This is a genomic window from Allorhizobium ampelinum S4, assembly GCF_000016285.1.
Taxonomy (GTDB): domain Bacteria; phylum Pseudomonadota; class Alphaproteobacteria; order Rhizobiales; family Rhizobiaceae; genus Allorhizobium; species Allorhizobium ampelinum.
In genome coordinates this window covers 2,897,334-2,916,081 of sequence record NC_011989.1, presented here as the reverse complement: position 1 = coordinate 2,916,081, position 18,748 = coordinate 2,897,334, and the positions used below count along the sequence as shown (strand labels likewise).

The following is an 18,748-nucleotide window of genomic DNA, read 5'->3' as shown; positions in this document are numbered from 1 at the left end:
CATACATCTTTGCCGCGCTGCACATGAAGCACCATGCATTTCCCTTGACGCATTTGCGCTGCTGCATGATTTTTACCCTGAACCGTCGCGGTTCAGAAAATCATGCAGCAGCTCGCCTTTGGTTCGTTGTGTGCGCAGTCGTCTAGATGTTTGAATCCCGCAGAATTGATCTTTTACCATTTCGGAAGGATTAATTATGCGGTAAGCATGGAAACGTTGTCGTTTCCTCCCGACGATCAGGAAACGCTTTCGTTTCCGTTTGTCAAGTCGAAAGTGTGAGAAGACCGATGTCCGAACAGCAGCGAATGGTCATGCGTCTGCCGGTCATGCCGGATGAGGAGCGGCGTGAGCGTATTCTCAAGGCTGCCGAAGTGGTGTTTGACACTATGGGCTTTGGCGATGCGACCATGGAGGAGGTGGCGCGTCTGGCTGGCATGGCGAAAAAGACCGTCTACCGGTTCTTTCCCGATAAGCGCTGCTTGTTCACGGCGCTGATCCAGTCTCATGATCAGTTGCAGATCGAAATCGGCGGCCAGCGTGGGCAAACGGCGGACCCGCGTGAGAGAGTGCGGCTGGCGCTCGAGGCTTTGGCGCGGTTCGTCCTGTCGCCACGCCAGATTCTGGTGACCCGGCTGATCATTGCCGAAGCGGGCAAGCATCCCGGCCTGACCCGGCAGTTTTACGAGGATTGTGTCGAGAATTTTCGAGCCTTTCTGGCGCAGGAGCTAGATTTCCACGTCGCGGGCAGCGCATGCGAGGCGGTTGATCGCCGCGATATTGCCGACATCTTTGTCGGGGCGGTTCTGGGGCCGTTACAGACGAAGGTTCTGATGTTCGGCAAGCAGGCAGAGGATCTTGACAGCGAGATCCGCATGCGTGTCGACCTGGCGCTGCGGCTGCTGATGCCTTCGTAAAAAACGACGAAACCATCCACGTTTTTTTCATTCGGCAAGTTGGTCCAGAGTCATCTGCGCGCTTTTTGAGCGCAATTCCAGGTTTAATGCTGAATTTGTGCAAAAACTGCCGATATCTTGAGCAATTGACAGAAAAATACGCGCTGCAAAGCTTTTAGGCTTCACATTTTTGTCGAAACCGATATCAAATCCCTCCAACACGAAGAACCCGAATGGGACAACATATGGATGCTGCGTTTGATCGGCATCCGGGGGATAATGTATGGATTATTTCATCCAGCAGCTTATCAACGGGCTGACGCTTGGCTCGATTTATGGCCTGGTGGCGATTGGTTATACGATGGTCTACGGGATTGTCGGCATGATCAACTTTGCCCATGGCGATATTTTCATGCTCGGCGGTTTTGCCGCCTTGATTGTTTTTTTGCTTCTCACGACATTTTTTGCAGGCATTCCAGTGGCTTTGGCGCTGCTGATCATGTTGGTTGTATCAATGTTGATGACCGGTTTGTGGAACTGGACCATCGAGCGCGTCGCCTATCGGCCTCTGCGCGGGTCCTTCCGGCTAGCGCCGCTGATTACGGCGATTGGCATGTCGATTGCGCTGTCCAATTTCATTCAGGTCGCGCAAGGCCCTCGCAACAAGCCAATTCCGGCGCTGGTCAATGACGTCTATCATTTCGGCGCCATCACGGTGTCGTTGAAGCAGATGATCATCGTTGCGGTAACTGCGGTGCTGCTGGCGGCCTTCTGGTATATTGTCAACAAGACGCCGCTTGGCCGTGCTCAGCGCGCCACCGAGCAGGACCGCAAGATGGCGGCCCTTTTGGGTGTCGACGTCGACCGCACCATTTCCGTCACCTTCGTGATGGGAGCGGCGCTGGCGGCGGTGGCTGGTACCATGTATCTGATGTATTACGGGGTTGCCTCTTTTACCGATGGCTTCATTCCCGGCGTCAAGGCCTTTACGGCGGCGGTTCTGGGCGGCATCGGCTCTTTGCCGGGCGCTGTTCTCGGCGGCCTGCTGATCGGCCTGATCGAATCCCTGTGGTCGGCCTATTTCACCATCGCCTACAAGGATGTCGCCACGTTCGGCATCCTGGCTTTTGTGCTGATTTTCAAACCGACCGGCATCCTGGGCCGTCCCGAAGTCGAGAAGGTCTGAGATCATGGCAAATGTCGACATTTCCACCGTCAAGGCGCAGCCCGGCCTGATGGCGCGGGCATTGAAAGAAGCCGTGTTCGCAGGCTTGCTGGCACTCGGCCTGTTCGTACTGTTCATCGGAATCAAGACCGACCAGGACATCAACAATGCCCTGGTCTGGTATACGCGCTGGGGTCTTCTATCTATTTTCGTGGCGATTGCTGCCATTGGCCGGTTTGCCGTGGTCGCTGTCTTGCGCCCCTGGTCGGCGTCGCGCAAGGCGCGGGCGGCTGCAAAGCCCGCCGCTGCCACGGATGCCCGACCGTCTTTGTTCAAGACACATTTCCTGAAGATCGCGCTTGTGGCGCTGATCCTCTATCCGCCGGTCATTCTCTTTCTGGTCGGTACGCAGGGTTCGCTGAAATATGTCGATAATTTCGGCATCCAGATCCTGATCTACGTTATGCTCGCCTGGGGATTGAACATCGTCGTCGGCCTGGCCGGGCTGCTCGATCTCGGCTATGTCGCCTTCTATGCGGTCGGGGCCTATTCCTACGCGCTGCTGTCTCAGCATTTCGGTCTGTCCTTCTGGCTGTTGCTACCGATATCAGGCATTCTGGCCGCCTTCTGGGGCATCATGCTCGGCTTTCCGGTGCTACGTCTGCGGGGAGATTACCTCGCCATTGTTACGCTGGCCTTCGGGGAAATCATTCGGTTGGTGCTGATCAACTGGACGGATGTCACCCAGGGCACGTTCGGTGTATCGGGCATTCCCAAGGCGACGCTGTTCGGCATTCCCTTCGATGCCTCGGCGCATGGCTTCGCCAAGACCTTCGGCCTGCCAATGTCGTCAGCCTATTACAAGATCTTCCTGTTCTATCTGGCGCTGGGGCTGTGCATGCTCACCGCCTATGTGACGATCCGGCTGCGGCGTATGCCGATTGGCCGGGCCTGGGAAGCGTTGCGCGAAGACGAGATCGCCTGCCGGTCGCTTGGCATCGACACGGTGAAGACCAAGCTGACGGCCTTTGCCATCGGCGCGATGTTTGGCGGTTTTGCGGGGTCGTTTTTTGCCGCCCGCCAGGGTTTCGTGTCGCCGGAAAGCTTCGTCTTCCTGGAATCGGCGGTTATTCTCGCCATCGTGGTTCTGGGTGGCATGGGGTCTCTGACCGGTATCGCGGTTGCAGCCATCGTCATGGTTGGTGGCACGGAACTGCTGCGCGAGATGGAATTCCTGAAGCACGTGTTCGGACCTGATTTTACTCCTGAACTGTATCGCATGCTGCTATTCGGTCTTGCCATGATTGTGGTCATGCTGTTCAAGCCGCGGGGCTTTGTCGGCAGCAGAGAGCCGACGGCCTTCCTGAAGGAACGCAAGGCCGTCTCCGGCAGCTTTACCAAGGAGGGTCACGGCTGATGACATCCGGGACGCAAATCATGAGCAATGACCCAATCCTGACGGTCGAGCACCTGTCGATGAAATTCGGTGGCTTGATGGCCATCAACGACTTCTCTTTTGAGGCCCGGCGCGGTGAAATTACCGCGCTGATCGGCCCGAACGGAGCGGGCAAGACCACGGTGTTCAACTGCATTACCGGCTTCTACAAGCCGACAATGGGGATGGTCACTCTGCGCCAGAAGGCCGGCAAGGAATTCCTTTTGGAACGCCTGACGGATTTCGAGATCACCAAAAAGGCCAAGGTGGCCAGAACCTTCCAGAATATCCGGTTGTTTTCCGGCCTGACCGTGCTGGAAAACCTGCTGGTTGCCCAGCACAATGCGCTGATGAAGGCCTCCGGCTATACGGTGCTCGGTCTGCTTGGCTTGCCCGCCTACAAGAAGGCTGCGGCACTGTCGATCGACAAGGCGAGGTTCTGGCTGGAGCGCGCCGACCTGATCGAGCGGGCCGACGACCCGGCTGGCGATCTGCCCTATGGCGCGCAGCGGCGCCTCGAAATCGCCCGGGCAATGTGTACGGAACCGGAATTGCTTTGCCTGGATGAGCCTGCAGCCGGTCTCAATCCACGGGAATCGCTGGCGCTCAACACGTTGCTCAACGGTATCAGGGACGAAACCGGCACATCGATCATGCTGATCGAGCACGATATGTCGGTGGTCATGGAAATTTCCGACCATGTCGTGGTGCTGGAATATGGCCAGAAGATTTCCGATGGCACGCCTGACCACGTGAAAAACGATCCGAGGGTCATCGCGGCCTATCTCGGTGTCGAGGATGAAGAACTGGACGACGCGATTTCCGATGTGGAAGCCGTGGCCGGAGGCAAATTGTGATGACTGCTGAAGCTCTTTTGAAGGTTGAGGCCGTCGAAACCTATTACGGCAATATCCGCGCGCTTGGCGGTGTCAGCGTTGAGGTTAAAAAAGGCGAGATCGTCAGCCTGATCGGCGCCAATGGTGCTGGCAAGTCGACGTTGATGATGACGATCTGCGGCAGCCCGCAGGCGCGGGCTGGTCGGGTGATTTTCGATGGCATGGACATTACCAAAATGCCCACCCATCTGATCGCCCGCCAGCGCATTGCCCAATCACCGGAAGGGCGGCGGATTTTTCCGCGCATGACGGTGATGGAAAACCTGCAAATGGGTGCCGGTCTCGACAATCTCAAATATTTCCAGGAGGACGTCGAGAAGATCTTCACGCTGTTCCCGCGACTGAAAGAGCGCCACGCCCAACGCGGCGGCACGCTTTCCGGCGGCGAGCAGCAGATGCTGTCCATCGGCCGGGCGCTGATGGCGCGGCCCAAGCTGCTGCTGCTGGACGAACCATCGCTGGGGTTGGCGCCCTTGATCGTCAAGGGGATTTTCGAGGCGATCAAGAAACTCAACCAGGAAGAGGGGCTGACCGTGTTCCTGGTCGAGCAGAATGCGTTTGCAGCGCTGAAACTGTCCGACCGCGCCTATGTGATGGTCAACGGACTGGTGACCATGAGCGGTTCCGGTCGGGAATTGCTGGCCGACCCTCAGGTGCGTGCTGCCTATCTCGAAGGCGGACGGCATTAATCGTCGTGCCGTGCTGATAAACTGCGGATAAAAAGACCCCGGAGGGGAAAAGACATGCAGGGTTTGTTTTTCGATACGGATGACCAGGTGCGGATGGTGCTGCGTTTCCTTGTGGTGCTACTCGGTTTCTGGACCGCATGGCGCACCGGCAAGGCCGTTGCCGAAAACTGGGAAGGCTATGGCCGGGTGGTGATCTACACGCTGCTGCTGGCGCTGGTCATGCGTTTTCTGCATCATGCCCTGTTCGCAGGGCCGATGCTGGATCTCGGTCTTTACGCGATGGATTTTGTCGTTTTGCTGGTGTTTTCGATGGTCGGTTTCCGCCAGCGACGCACCCGCCAGATGGCCGGTAACTATTACTGGCTCTATGAAAAAACTTCCCCACTTTCCTGGAAGAAGAAAGATTGACAGCACCGTCTTTCTCGCCTCTGATGGCCGGGGAATTGCAATAATAAAGAGTGGAAGAGTTTTCCGGCGCAATCTAGGTGGGTGTTGCGCGGGGGATCGAAATAAGCCCGCCCTAAAAACTGGGAGTATCAGAATGAAGAAGTCGCTTCTTTCAGCCGTGGCGCTGACAGCCATGGTTGCCTTCAGCGGCACCGCCTGGGCTGACATCATCGTCGGTGTCGGCGGTCCCCTGACAGGCCCGAACGCTGCTTTCGGCGCACAGCTCCAGAAGGGTGCCGAACAGGCCGCTGCCGATATCAACGCAGCTGGCGGCATCAATGGCGAAAAGATCAAGATCGTGCTCGGCGACGACGTGTCGGATGCCAAGCAGGGCGTTTCCGTCGCCAACAAATTCGTCGCCGACGGCGTGAAATACGTGATCGGCCACTTCAACTCGGGCGTGTCGATCCCGGCTTCTGACGTATATGCCGAAAATGGCATTCTGCAGATCACACCAGCCTCGACAAATCCGAAATTCACCGAGCGCGGCATGTGGAACACGTTCCGCACCTGCGGTCGCGATGACCAGCAGGGCGCGGTTGCCGGCAAATACATTGCTGAAAAGTTCAAGGGCGTGAAGGTTGCCGTCATTCATGACAAGACCCCTTACGGTCAGGGCCTTGCTGACGAAACCAAGAAGGCCATGAATGGTCTGGGCGTCAAGGAAGTCATCTACGAAGGCATCACCCCCGGTGAGAAGGACTATTCGGCTCTGATCGCCAAGATGAAGGAAGCCGGCGTCGGCATCGTTTACTTTGGCGGCCTGCACACGGAAGCTGGCCTGATCCTGCGTCAGATGGCTGACCAGGGTGTCAAGGCGACCCTGATGTCGGGCGACGGCATCACATCGAACGAACTGGCCTCGATTGCTGGCGACGCCGTCAATGGTACGCTGATGACCTTCCCGCCGGATCCGCGTAACAACCCGAACGCCAAGGACGCGGTCAAGAAATTCCGCGACGCTGGCTTCGAGCCGGAAGCCTATACGCTGTATTCCTACGCTGCCCTGCAGATCATTGCAGAGGCTGCCAAGGCTGCGGGTTCCACCGATGCGGAAAAGGTTGCTGAAACCATGAAGGCCAAGGGTCCGTTCACGACCGTTATCGGCTCGATCGGCTTTGACGCCAAGGGCGACATCACCCGTCCCGACTACGTGATGTACACTTGGAAGAAAGGCCCTGACGGCAAGTATTCCTACTTCGAAAACTGATTTCTGCTGACTTTGCCAGTGGAGACGAAAGCCCGGCCTTGCGCCGGGCTTTTTGCATTGCACGCTTCAGTGGTGTTTGCGCGCAACCGCAAAATTAATTTTCTAACGATTTGAATATTATAACCAATTAGCATCATCAATATCGTTTGTCTTAACGGATTGAAGAGCCGCGTTAACCTTTTGTTAACCAAATCAGCCGTAAACCAAGTCAACGATTTGTTCATAAAGATGACCGAAGTGCTAACAGAACCCCGCTCAATCCGCATCAAAGGCCGTTCGTTTCTGGCGGTGGTACTGTCGCCGGACCTGCCAGTCGATAACTGGCTGGAAAGGCTGGACGATCTGGCCTCGCGCTCGGCTGGGTTCTTCCTTGGCCGTCCGGTGGTTCTCGATGTGGCGGAACTGGCAATCAGCCGGGATGAGCTGAAGGCCCTGATCGCCGAACTGTCCAGCCGCAATGTCAGCATCATGGGTCTGGAGGGCGCGCGTCCTTCGATGGTGGAACGTGGTATGCCGCCGATCCTGAAGGGTGGCCGTCCGGTGTCCGATGTGGACGTGCCGAAGGTCGAGCCTGAATCACCACCAGCGGAAGAGAAGAAAAAGACTGGCAAAGCCACCAAAGCCTCCGGCAAGAGTGACGAGATTGGGGAGACTGACTCTCCCCAGGCGATGATAACTGCGCCGCAGGCCCGCTCCGTGGTGCAATCCTTGCTGCTGCGTGAGCCGGTGCGCTCCGGGCAATCGGTGATTTTCACCGAAGGCGATGTGACGGTGATCGGTTCGGTTGCCTCAGGCGCCGAAATCATTGCCGGTGGGTCTATCCATATCTACGGCGCCTTGCGTGGCCGGGCGATGGCAGGATCGGTTGGCAATGCCTCGGCGCGGATTTTCTGCCGCAAGATGGAGGCCGAACTGCTGGCCATCGATGGGATCTACAAGATGGCGGAGGACATGCCGCCGGAATTGCTGGGCAAGCCCGTCCAGCTCTGGCTGGAAGACGATGTCATCAAGGCTGAAAAAATGGCCTGATGCTGGTTTGAACCGCGGGCAAGTCAGCTTGACGCCGACTCCGCTGGTTAAAGTTGACGTTTAATACGCTGGAGATTTGGTCCAGCGCGACCCGAAGCTTGTGCCGCGTGCGGCGAAAGACAGGAGAATGAAATGGGGAAGGTCATCGTTGTGACATCAGGCAAGGGCGGCGTCGGCAAGACGACCTCCACGGCTGCCCTTGGTGCGGCACTTGCCCAGCGCGGCGACAAGGTTGTCGTGATCGATTTTGATGTCGGTCTGCGCAATCTCGATCTGGTCATGGGTGCCGAGCGCCGGGTGGTCTACGATCTCGTCAATGTCATCCAGGGTGATGCCAAGCTGCCGCAGGCGCTGATCCGCGACAAGCGGGTCGATACGCTGTACCTGCTGCCGGCCTCGCAGACCCGCGACAAGGACAATCTGACGCCGGAAGGCGTGGAATGGGTGATTACCGAGCTGAAAAAGCATTTTGACTGGGTGATCTGCGATAGCCCGGCCGGGATTGAGCGCGGTGCGACGCTGGCCATGCGCCACGCCGATGTCGCTGTCGTCGTCACCAACCCCGAAGTGTCTTCGGTGCGCGATTCGGATCGGATCATCGGCCTGCTGGATTCAAAGACCCTGAAGGCCGAGCGCGGCGAGCGGATGGAAAAGCACCTGCTGCTGACCCGCTACGATGCCGTTCGCGCCCAGCGTGGTGATATGCTCAAGGTCGAGGACGTCTTGGAAATCCTCTCCATCCCGCTGCTCGGCATTATCCCGGAAAGCATGGACGTGCTGAAAGCCTCCAATATCGGTGCGCCGGTGACGCTGGCCGATGCCAAGAGCCTTCCTGCCCAGGCCTATTTCGAAGCTGCCCGCCGTCTGGCTGGTGAGGAAATTCCGGTTTCCATGCCCGAGGAAAAGCGCGGCCTGTTCGGCAAGATTTTCGCACGGAGGGCCGCATGAGCATCTTCAACCTGTTCCGCAGACCAACCTCGGCGCCGATGGCGCGCGAACGGCTGCAAGTCCTGCTCGCCCACGAACGCGCCGCCCAAGGCTCCGACCTCGTCGCCATCCTGCGCGAGGAAATCCTGGCCGTGATCTCCAAACACGTCCAAGTCGATGCCGACAAGGTCCGCATCAAGGTGGACCGCGACGAGCATGTTTCGATTTTGGAGATCGATGTGGAAATTCCACGGGATGCGCAGGCGCTGGCGGCTTGATGGGGTGAGGGCTGGCTGGTTGGCTGGCTGAGGTAAGTGTGAGATTTTACAGCCGCAGAGTGGATGCTTTGCGGCTTTTCTTGTATTTCAATTCACACACTCAATTTCGGCGACTCTAGCTCCCGTAAGTCAGATAAAGATTATCGTGACCTAAAGCTGCGCGATAATTTTTAGGCAGTTATCATTAGATTACTAAAAAGCGTTCATCCGCTCAGTGAATCATAAGCAATTGGCTCCCTGCATCTCTAGCAAATGAAACGAATGCGGATCTACCGCTTCTCTTCCAGTTTTCTTTCCAGTGAACCACGCGTAGGCTAGGAGTATTAGCATTAAGAGTATGATCACGTAAACAATTCGCTTGGTCCAAACGAAATTGGCTTCTCCTTTTTTCACACGTGCCCATTCAAATTTCAGGAGATTTTGCGATGAATCAATAAATCCCTTTTCTAGCTCTCTTATTTTTTCAGGCGTTAAATTAGAGTTGCTTCGTGAGATTTCATCAAACTCGTGCATTGACTTCAAAAGTGCTTTTGCAGTCTCTTCAGATGGATTTATCCGAAGGGTAATTCCGTGACTGGCTTCATTGAGTAACTTATAATTTGTGAGCAGTGCTGCATCGTCAATCGCTCTCCCCGCTCTTGCTAATCCTAAAGCGTCACATACTGCGTTGATATTTACGAGATACGACACCACACATTTTCTAAGTTCGTCTATCCATGCTTGCCTAAACTCAGAGACTTTTTGCTCTTTGCCAATAACAAGCCCCAAAAGAGATACCAAACCTGCTATCGCGGCAGCGCCAACGGCTCCTATGCTGATTTCGTTCATTATTTCTCGTTTTCTATTCTGGTTTAGATAGGGTTACATCTAGATAGGACTAGATTGAAGTGATATGCAAAAATACAACGCAAGGTAGGTTGTGGCAAGATTGCATTGGGGATCGTAGGGGGTAATTGAATGTCGGAAACTTTGACGTTTCATTTTGAAGGTGCTTTAGCAGATTCGCACAGAATGAACTTCTATGAATCTGCCCGCTTTCAGTATGCTGCTGCGCGTCTAATTGTGAAGTTGGCGCAGTTTAGACAAAGGGGAAAATTCGTAAAAAACATTACTAATAAATCCAACTTCAGTATCAAATTAAAAAGCCAATCTGATGGTTCATTTAATATTAACATAGAAGATCCAGGCCAAACACAAGATGAAAATCCGTTTATAAATATATCTTTGGCGGATCTTGTAGCTTACGTTAGCGAACGAGTGATTGAGAAAATTGATGAGCCGACACTAGCGACATCCATATCAACAATAGGATCGGTTCAGTCGGCTTCATCATCCCTGTCAGGAGATAAGTCCGTACTTAGCGACTTAGTTAAAGATGTAATGACGGGTGAAGTGATCATTGATAACTTAGCAGAGCCGACCCAAGAGTTGGTTAAGCGCCGGATTGCTGAGTCTCACCGCGAGAAAAGACTAACTGAGAATGAGGTTGCTATATCGCTTATCACTTCTAGCCAAAGCCAAAAATTGATTGCAATGTCTGCGCCTTTGATAGGTGAGATGGCGACGGCATTTAGGACAAGCGCCGACACTTTGGAAGTCAGATCATCTGCTCATGAGGACGCGCGCCCTGTTCTGTTCTTAAATCGAAAAATGGCAGCAGAAATAGAAACCGCCATTGTAGACAAAACACCAACATTGATACTTGGTGATATTGTACAGTTCAATAAAGATAATGGATGGGGTAAAATAAGAATAGAAAACGGAACTAAAACATTAAGTTTTAGCATTCCATACGACAATCTTCCAATTGTAAAAAAAACTTTGATCGATAATATGAATCGCGATCAAGTATATGTGCAGGTCTATTTTGTTAGAGATAAGGCGGGAGACATAGGTCGAATGATAGTGGTTGGTATATCTGAAACTCCTACGTCTTAGGGTTATTGCAAGCTGGCAGATGACTGCTTATTTCAATTTGAAATTGGTGACTAGTTATGTTATATATAAATATAACAAATCGGAACTTCCCTCATGCATACAGCCAATCTGCGCAAAGTTGGTGGTTCAGTGATGGTGGCTGTTCCGCCTGCTCTGCTGGATGTTTTGCATCTTAGCGCGGGTGCAACGGTTTCCATGGCGGTGGATAATGGTCGTCTGGTGATCGAGCCGCAGGCGCGGCCTCGTTATACGCTGGAGGAATTGCTGTCTCAATGCGACGGGTCGGCGGAAGTCTCTGCGGATGATCGGGAGTGGCTTGATGGCGGGCCTGTCGGTGGAGAGTTGATGTAATGGAGCGTGCGATATCTGGTTGGTGTCGCTTGATCTCACATCCGGGCATGAACAACAGGGAACACGTCCGGTGCTGATTATCTCGCCCGGCGCGTTTAATCGATTGACCAAAACACCTGTGGTTCTGCCTATCACCAGCGGCGGCAATTTTGCGAGGACGGCTGGTTTTGCTGTGTCGTTGAGCGGGGTTGGTTTACGCACCACGGGCGCCGTGCGCTGTGATCAGCCGCGTGCGCTTGATTTGGCCGCGCGAAGGGGCAAAAAGCTGGAATCGGTGCCAAGCGAGATTGTCGATGAGGTGTTGGCACGGCTGGCAACGATTCTGGAGTGAGGGGATGGCTTTGGATCTCGGCGCAAGGATACCCCCCTCTGGCTTGCCAGCCATCTCCCCCTCAAGGGGGGAGATCGACACGAGGCAGGCTTCTTGCTTCACATTGCCCTTTCAGAGGTTGGGGAAGACGTAACTCTAGCTGTTGAGACGGGCGGTTTCGCCTATCCGATCTCCCCCTTGAGGTGGGGTGAGGAAGGGTCGGCGCAGCCGAACAATCGATCCAGTGGATCGATTGTACTGACGAACGCCCGGAGCCATGCGAAGGGCCAAATCCGGCAGGACAGAGGGGGGTAAACGCCACGCACAACGCCGCAATTTCCCCTTTCAAAATCTCACCAATCCCCTCTTTTCCTTCTCACTCGTTATGCGCTAAGACAGGGGTGAGATCGGTTGTAACGAGCCGGTCTTGGGGCGTCGTAACCCCGGTAAAAACGGTCAGTGTCGATCGTTAAAAAGACACCCCTCAGCCATAGGTTTGTGGCTGAGGCGGTGAACTGTGTCTATACGGTTCGCTCTCTACCATTCTCTATGGTCGGGGAGGCCTCGGCGCATGTCCAGAGCTTCGGCTTAAAGGTCGGGGCGGTCGTTTTTTTACCGGCTTACGAACTCCCCGATCACCAGAGACAGTTCTCTGGTGATCGCTCGTTTTCCAGCGTGGGAGGAGTGGACAATGGCGGATTATAATGTCTGGGCTGATCTTTTTGATACGTGGCAATCGACATCTGACTGGGTGAAAGCTCTTGTTATCGTTGTGCCACCGGTTTTCGTGGCGACCATTTTGGCGCTGTTGCTGCGCTACAGGCAGAAGATCTGGGAAGATGGTCCAGTCCATTCCGGGGTCTACCATGTTTCGCCACCGCAGCAGTTCCAACCGAGACCGGAGGATATGCCAGAGCCGGGCGATACGGTGGACCATGTGCTGCTCGACGCCGCCACCAATCTTCAACACCGGCTGGAGGATGCCCGCAGGTCACTCAATCCCCAAGAGAGTTCCGGGGCCGATCTGGCCAAAGCCGAGATCCGGCAACAGATCACCCAGATCATCCTTGAGGAATATCACCGTGGGTCCGATCCGGGGGTTGCCCTTCGGCGCGGGCGAGAGTTCCTCGCCAGCCAGCGAAACGACCAGAGCACCAATCGGGATGCGAAAGAATAAGTCCAGTTGGGCAAAAAGGATCTTGGTTGGTAGCGAAAACCAGTTCTAACCTCTCAGCCCGGTACTCTTGCGTTTGTCAGGTTCAGCGGCCCCATCAACCCGCAAGCATTGCCAGGATAAATTCCACGCGCTCCACAACGCTCACCTTTGGCAACACGATTACCTCATATCCCAGCGCCGGATAGACCTCGAGCAGGCGCTGATATTCTTCCTCTGCCGCGGCCAGATCATGCTGCCGCTCAGTGTCTTGCTGGTAAATTTCCGGCCAAGGCGGGGTGAGAAAAACGCGGGCGTGGTAGCGGTGCTGCTGCTTGAGCGCGTTCAATTGTGTCTCATCGCCGGTCGCAGCTTTCAGCGCGGCGGCGGCGTCGATCAGGCTGCGGTCGAAGAACACCCAGCCGGGGAGGGATGCCGCTCGTTCCCGGTCTTCCAGCGCCATGGCAATGGCACGGTGGGCGAAGGCGGCCAGGTCGATCCAGGGCAGCGCTTTGCCATCTCCGGCCTGTTCTTCCGCCACTATGCGGCGACCGGGTTCTTCTATGGTGGCATAGCCTTTTGCAGCCAAGGCTGAGAGCAAAGTGGACTTGCCGCCGCCAGAGCAACCGGAGAGGATGACGAAACGGTTCATGGGGGGACTCGTTTGCAGGAAGGGCACACGTCGTTCAGGGCCAAGTCCGTTTGATATGTGCGTTTAATTGGCATAGGTCGGATATTCTTGTTACCGCCATAGGAGAGGTTTTTGGGATCTCTCGACAGTATTGGAATACTCGCATCTGTGCGGCGATTGCCGCTTCTATCCCAACATCACTATCTTCAACGACGCCGCATTGATGTAGCGAGAAGCCCATTGCCTTTGCTGCATGGAGGAAAAGGCCGGGTTCTGGTTTCCATGACCCTATATCGTAGGAACTGAAGATGTTATTTCCGAAATACTGCGCAAGTCCTGTAATTTCTAAGGCCTGTCTTATTTTTGCAGGTGGACCACTCGAAGCTATACACTTTGCGTAGTTTGACTGTTCGAGCATGGATATAGCGCCGGGTATCGGCTTTAAATCGGACTCGAAAAGTTCAGACACACGCTGCCGGTATTGTTTTTCAAAATCGCTTGGAAGCTTAGCTCCAATTCGTTTTTCGATATCAATGAATATGCTTGCAAGTTTCTTGCCGCGATATCTTTCAGCCAATATCTCCACTGGATCTCGAAGTGCTGGTAGAAGGTCAATAAAAGCCTGATTGCAAAGGGTTTCGCTGTCAACCAGCGTGCCGTCCAAATCAAATATGATGCAAATATCTGTCAAAGTTCATAGCCCGATCTGAGTATTGACTCACTCCACCCGCAACACCGCCGCCGCCTTCACTGCCGCAGACGCCCGGTTCTCCACGCCGAGCTTCACATAAATCTGTTCCAGATGCTTGTTCACGGTGCGGGCGGCGAGGCCGAGGATTTCGCCGATGTCGCGGTTGGGTTTGCCGCGGGCGATCCAGAGAAGGACTTCGGATTCGCGCTGGGTAAGGCCAAAGGCCTGGCGCAGCCGTTCGTCTTCGCGGTGCGGGTTGGCAGCGCTGAGGCGGAACAGGTATTCGTCGGCGGCCATCGCACCGAGATAGGCGATTTGCAGGGCAGGGTGGTTTTCAAGCGGCAAGGTCAGGGCGGCCTCGCGGGAGGCGGGGCTTGCGGCAGGCGGTGAGGTTGTACGGGCCTGCATCCAGTCGCCGATGGCCGTGATCACGGTATCCAGCCCGTCTTCACGTCCGGTGGCGGTGGTGATCAGCCGGCTGGCCTGCGGAGTGGACCACAGCAGGCTGCCATCGGCGCGCAGGGCCAGCAGGTGGCGACCTGCGGCATCCAGCGCGACACGGGCGCTTTGGGCAGACCGGGCATTGGCCAGATGCACGCGGATACGGGCGCGCAGCTCATCGATATTGATCGGCTTGGTCAGGTAATCGACGCCGCCGACCTCCAACGCATGCACCACATGTTCGGTTTCGCTAAGGCCGGTCATGAAAATCACCGGCACCTGCGCCACCGCCGGATTGGCCTTGATTTGGCGGCAGGTCTCGAACCCATCCATGCCGGGCATGACCGCATCCAGCAGGATCAGGTCCGGGCTGATCCGCTCGACAATGCCCAGCGCCCCTTGGCCGGACGTGGCAATCAGCACGGAAAAGCCTGACTGTTCCAGCGCATCGGTTAGAAAACCCAGCGCTTCCGGGCTGTCATCGACAAGGAGGATGATGTCGCGGGGGGAGGTCGGTTCAGCCATGGTCTGTGATGTCCAAGGGGCAGAGAAAAAGAAAGCGGGCGGGAGGGCGGCGGCACTCCTCTTCTCCCCATCGGGGAGAAGATCCCGGCAGGGAGATGAGGGGTGCGAAGCCAGACCACGGAGTGAGGCGTGGCATAAAACAAGCGTTTACGCCAAGTCGCCCCCCTCTGGCCTGCCGGCCATCTCCCCCTCGGGTGGGGAGATCGGCTGGGGGCAGTCTCGGCGCAAGACCGGCAATGGATTGGCGGTTGGGCGATGGCCTCTGCACGCTCATGCCGCGCCCTCCTGATAGCGATCAAGACAGGCGATCAGTCCGGCCATATCGAAAGCCTGCACGAAGGGGCGCAACTCCTCGGTGAAGGGCAGCATATCGGGTGTCTTGGCCAGTTCCTGCAATTTGTTTTCCAAGCCCCTGATATAGCCGATTTCGGCCAGTTTGCGCAGGTCCTCGCGGTGGGCAAGGCCGGGATCGCGTGGCGTGCCAGCGGCCAAGGCGGGGGCGGGCGGGGCCATGTCTTCGGCATAGAGCCAACGCAGTTTCAAGTGGCGGGCCAGCTTGTCGCGCAGCATTTTCACGTCCACGGGCTTCGCGATAGCGTCGTTATGGCCACCGGAGCCGGGCTCGCGCACCGCGCCATCGCCGATATTGGCCGACAGCATCAGGATCGGCGCGCTCTGGCCTGCGTCACGCAGCCGTTCGACCAATTGCCAGCCATTCATGCCGGGCATGGAAATATCGACCAGGAACAGGTCGGGTTTGACACCTTCGATCAGCGCCAGACAATCTGGCCCGCCGGTGGCGGTCAGCACGATGAAATCCAGGGGTGCCAGCGCCTCGCGCATCAGTTCGCGGTGGTCCTCGTTGTCATCGACCACGACGATGGTGCGGCGCGGGCCGTCATAGGAAAGGATCTTGCGTTCTGCCTTGGGTGCTGTGCTGGGCCGGTCAACGGAAGACAGCATCAGCCGCACCCGGAAGGTCGTGCCTTTGTCCGTTTCGCTCTCCACGGCGATTTCGCCGCCCAGCGTATTGGTCAGCAGCTTGGTGATGGTCAGGCCCAGCCCAAGCCCCGGCATCGGACGGATCGTGTCGGCCTCGCCGCGCTGAAAGGGTTCATAGATCCGGCTCAGGTCTTTCTGCGCAATGCCGCGCCCGGTATCGGTGACGGTGAAGCTGGCAACCTGGCTGCGATAGGCGATGTCGAACGTGACCGTACCCGCATCGGTGAATTTGATGGCGTTGGACAGCAGATTGACGAGAATCTGGCGCAGCCGTTTCTCGTCGGCCCGCACATATTGCGGCAGGTTTTTGGCGCGGGTGTGGGTAAAGGTCAGACCCTTGGCCTCGGCCTGCGGGCGCAGCATGTCAATAATCTGGTCGAGGAAATCATGAATATTCAGCTCGGCGGAAAACACTTGTAGCCGACCGGCCTCGATCTTGGAAATGTCCAGCAGCCCGTCGATCAGCCCGGAAAGATGGTCGGCGGAGCGGCGGATCACCCGGATGGCGGATTGGCGCGGAGCCGGAATGGTGTCGTCCTGCTCCAACAATTGCGCATAGCCCATCACAGCGTTGAGCGGGGTGCGCAATTCATGGCTGAGGCCCACCACATAGCGGCTCTTGGCACGGTTGGCGGCTTCTGCCGTTTCCTTGGCGGTCTGAAGCGCGGCGTCGGTTTTGCGGTGCGCGGCGATTTCCTTCAATAGCAGACTGTTCTGGCGGTAGGATTCTTCTTCCGCCACCAATCGGCTGTCATGGGCCAGCACGTAGAACCAGGTGGCGATGCCGGCAATCACCGAAAACACGAAGAACACGATCAACACCGTCGCATTGACCACCAGTTCGGTTTCTGGTGAGGCGGCGGAGACCTGATGAGCAATCAACGCCAAGATCGCGCCCACCAGCGAAATCGCCCCGATGCTGGTCATCGCATAGCGGCCAAGCCGGGTCGTCAGCTTTTCGATCACAGTGCTGGGCAGCACAGTGCGGGCGACGGTGCCGACCTGGGTGTTCAGCCGGGCCTTCGGTTTGCACATGTCATGGCAGCGGCTATCCAGCGAGCAGCACAGCGAACAGATCGGCGCGGCATAGGCCGGGCACCATGCCATATCTTCAGGCTCGAACGGATGTTCGCAGATCGAACAGGTGATATGGCCAAGGTTTTTCCAGGCATGGCGCGGCTTGCGGGCCAGATAGAATTTGCCCTTGGTCCCCCAGGCGATCAGCGGCGAAATCAGGAAGGCGACCAGCGTCACGAAGGTGGAGAGCGAGGCCATCAACGGCCCGAACAGGCCGAAATGCGCCGCCAGCGCCAGGCTGGCCGAAATCAGCAGCGTGCCGCAACCGACCGGGTTGATGTCATAGAGATGGGCGCGTTTGAACTCGATACCCTCAGGCGCAAGGCCCAACCGCTTGTTGATGAACAGATCGGCGGAAATGGTGCAGAGCCAGGCCATGGCGATGATCGAGAAGATCCCGAGCGTCGCTTCCAGCAGCCGGTAGATGCCAAGCTCCATCAACAGCAGCGCGATGCCGACATTGAACACCAGCCAGACCACCCGGCCTGGATGGCTATGGGTGAGGCGGGAGAAGAAATTCGACCAGGCGAGCGACCCTGCATAGGCATTCATCACGTTGATCTTCAACTGCGACACCACCACGAAGGCGACCATCAGCAGCATGGCCAGCGTCTGATTGGGCAGGATATAGCCAAAGGCGGCCAGATACATATGGGCGGGATCGGCGGCCTCGCTCAGACTAACGCCGGTCGAGAGTGTCAGCACGGCGAGGAAGGAACCAGCCAGCAGCTTTGGCACGCCCAGCACCACCCAGCCGGCACCGGCCAGAAACACCATGAAACGGTGGTGAAGCTTGCGCCCGCCCTCCGGCGGCAGGAAGCGCAGGAAATCCACCTGTTCGCCAATCTGTGGCATCAACGCCAGGATGACGGCGGAGGCGGCACCAAAATCGGCGAGACGAAACGGCGCTACGCTCTGCGTTCCGGCATTGGATTGGTGAATGCCGGCAAAGGCCCGCCAAAGGTCGAATTTTTCCCAGTCCTGAAAGGCGATGAACACGAAGGGCGCGATATTCAGCACGATCCAGATCGGCTGGGTGAGAAGCTGGAATTTCGAGATCAGCTGGATGCCGTAAGTGACCAGCGGAATGACCACCACCGCTGAAATAATGTAGCCGATCGAGGGTGGAATGCCGAAGGCCAGCGCCAAGGCCCCGGTCATGATCGAGGCTTCGATGGCAAACAGCATGAAGGTGAAGCTGGCATAGATCAGCGAGGTCAGCGTTGAGCCGATATAGCCGAAGCCAGCACCTCTTGTCAGAAGATCGATATCGACGCCTTCGCGGATCGCATAACGGCTGATCGGCAGGCCAACCAGCAGCATCAGGACGGCAGCGACCAGAATGGCGAAAAACGCATTGGTGGTGCCATAGGACAGCGTGATCGTGCCGCCAATCGCCTCCAGCGCCAGAAAGGAGATCGCCCCGATGGCAGTCTGGGAAATCCGGCTGGAGGAGAACCGGCGCGCACTTTTGGCGGTAAAGCGCAGCGCATAATCTTCCAGCGTCTGGTCGGCCACCCAGCGGTTATATTGGCGTCGGACGGGAATGATGCGTTGGCGTGCGGCCATGCCGGTATTCTGGCGCTTTCTGATGGGAAACAGGATGGATGGATACTGTCACGGCAAGCCGGGGGTTTTGCAAGGGCGCTTGGTGATGTTC

20 protein-coding genes are annotated in these 18,748 nt (G+C 56.5%); 14 read left to right on the top strand and 6 right to left on the bottom strand.

Annotated elements, in window-relative coordinates; all coding sequences use genetic code 11:
* Window positions 1–287: 287 nt before the first annotated feature.
* Window positions 288–914: a TetR/AcrR family transcriptional regulator gene (locus tag AVI_RS13900; protein WP_015916938.1), complete on the top strand. Its 627-nt coding sequence runs from the start codon at window positions 288–290 to the stop codon at window positions 912–914.
* A 27-nt stretch (window positions 915–941) separates the two neighbouring features.
* On the opposite strand, the gene AVI_RS31140 is transcribed toward AVI_RS13900, so the two are convergent.
* Window positions 942–1,112, bottom strand: a complete 171-nt coding sequence (locus AVI_RS31140) for a hypothetical protein (RefSeq protein WP_156535360.1) — start codon at window positions 1,110–1,112, stop codon at window positions 942–944.
* A gap of 64 nt (window positions 1,113–1,176) precedes the next feature.
* Here AVI_RS31140 and AVI_RS13895 point away from each other — a divergent pair, with 64 nt between their 5' ends.
* From AVI_RS13895 to minE, 9 genes are all read left to right on the top strand, one after another.
* Window positions 1,177–2,079: a branched-chain amino acid ABC transporter permease gene (locus AVI_RS13895; protein WP_015916937.1), complete on the top strand. Its 903-nt coding sequence runs from the start codon at window positions 1,177–1,179 to the stop codon at window positions 2,077–2,079.
* Between the two features lie 4 nt (window positions 2,080–2,083).
* Window positions 2,084–3,475 (top strand): high-affinity branched-chain amino acid ABC transporter permease LivM, encoded by a 1,392-nt coding sequence (gene livM, locus AVI_RS13890; RefSeq protein ID WP_015916936.1) that lies wholly within the window; start codon window positions 2,084–2,086, stop codon window positions 3,473–3,475.
* Complete coding sequence (locus tag AVI_RS13885) at window positions 3,475–4,350, top strand: ABC transporter ATP-binding protein (RefSeq protein WP_041697013.1); 876 nt, start codon at window positions 3,475–3,477, stop codon at window positions 4,348–4,350. Before livM ends, AVI_RS13885 begins: the two co-directional genes overlap by 1 nt.
* The gene (locus tag AVI_RS13880; RefSeq protein WP_041697011.1) at window positions 4,350–5,078 is read left to right on the top strand and encodes an ABC transporter ATP-binding protein; all 729 of its coding nucleotides are present in this window, start codon (window positions 4,350–4,352) and stop codon (window positions 5,076–5,078) included. Before AVI_RS13885 ends, AVI_RS13880 begins: the two co-directional genes overlap by 1 nt.
* 54 nt (window positions 5,079–5,132) lie before the next feature.
* Window positions 5,133–5,486 (top strand): DUF6867 family protein, encoded by a 354-nt coding sequence (locus AVI_RS13875; protein WP_015916933.1) that lies wholly within the window; start codon window positions 5,133–5,135, stop codon window positions 5,484–5,486.
* Between the two features lie 133 nt (window positions 5,487–5,619).
* Window positions 5,620–6,735 (top strand): branched-chain amino acid ABC transporter substrate-binding protein, encoded by a 1,116-nt coding sequence (locus tag AVI_RS13870; RefSeq protein WP_015916932.1) that lies wholly within the window; start codon window positions 5,620–5,622, stop codon window positions 6,733–6,735.
* Between the two features lie 228 nt (window positions 6,736–6,963).
* Entirely contained in the window at window positions 6,964–7,764 is an 801-nt protein-coding gene (gene minC, locus AVI_RS13865; protein ID WP_015916931.1) for a septum site-determining protein MinC, read from the top strand.
* 132 nt (window positions 7,765–7,896) lie between these two features.
* On the top strand, window positions 7,897–8,712 hold the full coding sequence (minD, locus tag AVI_RS13860; RefSeq protein WP_015916930.1) for a septum site-determining protein MinD: 816 nt from the start codon (window positions 7,897–7,899) through the stop codon (window positions 8,710–8,712).
* Window positions 8,709–8,969, top strand: coding sequence for a cell division topological specificity factor MinE (gene minE / locus AVI_RS13855; RefSeq protein ID WP_015916929.1), 261 nt, complete (start codon window positions 8,709–8,711; stop codon window positions 8,967–8,969). Before minD ends, minE begins: the two co-directional genes overlap by 4 nt.
* Window positions 8,970–9,188: 219 nt before the next feature.
* Here the strand turns inward: minE and AVI_RS13850 are convergent, their stop codons facing one another.
* Window positions 9,189–9,797, bottom strand: a complete 609-nt coding sequence (locus AVI_RS13850; protein ID WP_049777232.1) for a hypothetical protein — start codon at window positions 9,795–9,797, stop codon at window positions 9,189–9,191.
* A 129-nt stretch (window positions 9,798–9,926) separates the two neighbouring features.
* Here AVI_RS13850 and AVI_RS13845 point away from each other — a divergent pair, with 129 nt between their 5' ends.
* From AVI_RS13845 to AVI_RS13830, 4 genes are all read left to right on the top strand, one after another.
* Window positions 9,927–10,907 carry a hypothetical protein gene (locus tag AVI_RS13845; RefSeq protein WP_015916928.1) on the top strand — a complete coding sequence of 327 codons (981 nt, stop codon included), beginning with the start codon at window positions 9,927–9,929 and terminating at the stop codon, window positions 10,905–10,907.
* A 93-nt stretch (window positions 10,908–11,000) separates the two neighbouring features.
* A complete protein-coding gene (locus AVI_RS13840; protein WP_015916927.1) occupies window positions 11,001–11,258 on the top strand; it encodes an AbrB/MazE/SpoVT family DNA-binding domain-containing protein in 258 nt (85 codons plus the stop codon).
* 22 nt (window positions 11,259–11,280) lie between these two features.
* Window positions 11,281–11,589 carry a type II toxin-antitoxin system PemK/MazF family toxin gene (locus AVI_RS13835; protein ID WP_448800439.1) on the top strand — a complete coding sequence of 103 codons (309 nt, stop codon included), beginning with the start codon at window positions 11,281–11,283 and terminating at the stop codon, window positions 11,587–11,589.
* A 670-nt stretch (window positions 11,590–12,259) separates the two neighbouring features.
* A complete protein-coding gene (locus tag AVI_RS13830) occupies window positions 12,260–12,745 on the top strand; it encodes a hypothetical protein (RefSeq protein ID WP_015916925.1) in 486 nt (161 codons plus the stop codon).
* A gap of 94 nt (window positions 12,746–12,839) precedes the next feature.
* Here AVI_RS13830 and AVI_RS13825 read toward each other — a convergent pair whose 3' ends face one another.
* The 4 genes from AVI_RS13825 to AVI_RS13805 form a co-directional block, all read right to left on the bottom strand.
* Window positions 12,840–13,373 (bottom strand): AAA family ATPase, encoded by a 534-nt coding sequence (locus AVI_RS13825; RefSeq protein ID WP_015916924.1) that lies wholly within the window; start codon window positions 13,371–13,373, stop codon window positions 12,840–12,842.
* A gap of 34 nt (window positions 13,374–13,407) precedes the next feature.
* Window positions 13,408–14,043, bottom strand: coding sequence for an HAD-IA family hydrolase (locus AVI_RS13820; protein ID WP_041697007.1), 636 nt, complete (start codon window positions 14,041–14,043; stop codon window positions 13,408–13,410).
* 27 nt (window positions 14,044–14,070) lie between these two features.
* Window positions 14,071–15,009 (bottom strand): response regulator, encoded by a 939-nt coding sequence (locus AVI_RS13815; RefSeq protein WP_015916923.1) that lies wholly within the window; start codon window positions 15,007–15,009, stop codon window positions 14,071–14,073.
* Between the two features lie 270 nt (window positions 15,010–15,279).
* On the bottom strand, window positions 15,280–18,657 hold the full coding sequence (locus AVI_RS13805) for a hybrid sensor histidine kinase/response regulator (protein WP_015916922.1): 3,378 nt from the start codon (window positions 18,655–18,657) through the stop codon (window positions 15,280–15,282).
* Between the last annotated feature and the right edge of the window lie 91 nt (window positions 18,658–18,748).

What these genes read in the sequence shown, in the direction of transcription:
- AVI_RS13900 (WP_015916938.1), top strand. Translation starts at nt 288, where the DNA reads ATGTCCGAACAGCAGCGAATGGTCATGCGTCTGCCGGTCATGCCGGAT.
- AVI_RS13895 (WP_015916937.1), top strand. Translation starts at nt 1,177, where the DNA reads ATGGATTATTTCATCCAGCAGCTTATCAACGGGCTGACGCTTGGCTCG.
- livM (WP_015916936.1), top strand. Translation starts at nt 2,084, where the DNA reads ATGGCAAATGTCGACATTTCCACCGTCAAGGCGCAGCCCGGCCTGATG.
- AVI_RS13885 (WP_041697013.1), top strand. Translation starts at nt 3,475, where the DNA reads ATGACATCCGGGACGCAAATCATGAGCAATGACCCAATCCTGACGGTC.
- AVI_RS13880 (WP_041697011.1), top strand. Translation starts at nt 4,350, where the DNA reads ATGACTGCTGAAGCTCTTTTGAAGGTTGAGGCCGTCGAAACCTATTAC.
- AVI_RS13875 (WP_015916933.1), top strand. Translation starts at nt 5,133, where the DNA reads ATGCAGGGTTTGTTTTTCGATACGGATGACCAGGTGCGGATGGTGCTG.
- AVI_RS13870 (WP_015916932.1), top strand. Translation starts at nt 5,620, where the DNA reads ATGAAGAAGTCGCTTCTTTCAGCCGTGGCGCTGACAGCCATGGTTGCC.
- minC (WP_015916931.1), top strand. Translation starts at nt 6,964, where the DNA reads ATGACCGAAGTGCTAACAGAACCCCGCTCAATCCGCATCAAAGGCCGT.
- minD (WP_015916930.1), top strand. Translation starts at nt 7,897, where the DNA reads ATGGGGAAGGTCATCGTTGTGACATCAGGCAAGGGCGGCGTCGGCAAG.
- minE (WP_015916929.1), top strand. Translation starts at nt 8,709, where the DNA reads ATGAGCATCTTCAACCTGTTCCGCAGACCAACCTCGGCGCCGATGGCG.
- AVI_RS13850 (WP_049777232.1), bottom strand. Translation starts at nt 9,797, where the DNA reads ATGAACGAAATCAGCATAGGAGCCGTTGGCGCTGCCGCGATAGCAGGT.
- AVI_RS13845 (WP_015916928.1), top strand. Translation starts at nt 9,927, where the DNA reads ATGTCGGAAACTTTGACGTTTCATTTTGAAGGTGCTTTAGCAGATTCG.
- AVI_RS13840 (WP_015916927.1), top strand. Translation starts at nt 11,001, where the DNA reads ATGCATACAGCCAATCTGCGCAAAGTTGGTGGTTCAGTGATGGTGGCT.
- AVI_RS13830 (WP_015916925.1), top strand. Translation starts at nt 12,260, where the DNA reads ATGGCGGATTATAATGTCTGGGCTGATCTTTTTGATACGTGGCAATCG.
- AVI_RS13825 (WP_015916924.1), bottom strand. Translation starts at nt 13,373, where the DNA reads ATGAACCGTTTCGTCATCCTCTCCGGTTGCTCTGGCGGCGGCAAGTCC.
- AVI_RS13815 (WP_015916923.1), bottom strand. Translation starts at nt 15,009, where the DNA reads ATGGCTGAACCGACCTCCCCCCGCGACATCATCCTCCTTGTCGATGAC.
- AVI_RS13805 (WP_015916922.1), bottom strand. Translation starts at nt 18,657, where the DNA reads ATGGCCGCACGCCAACGCATCATTCCCGTCCGACGCCAATATAACCGC.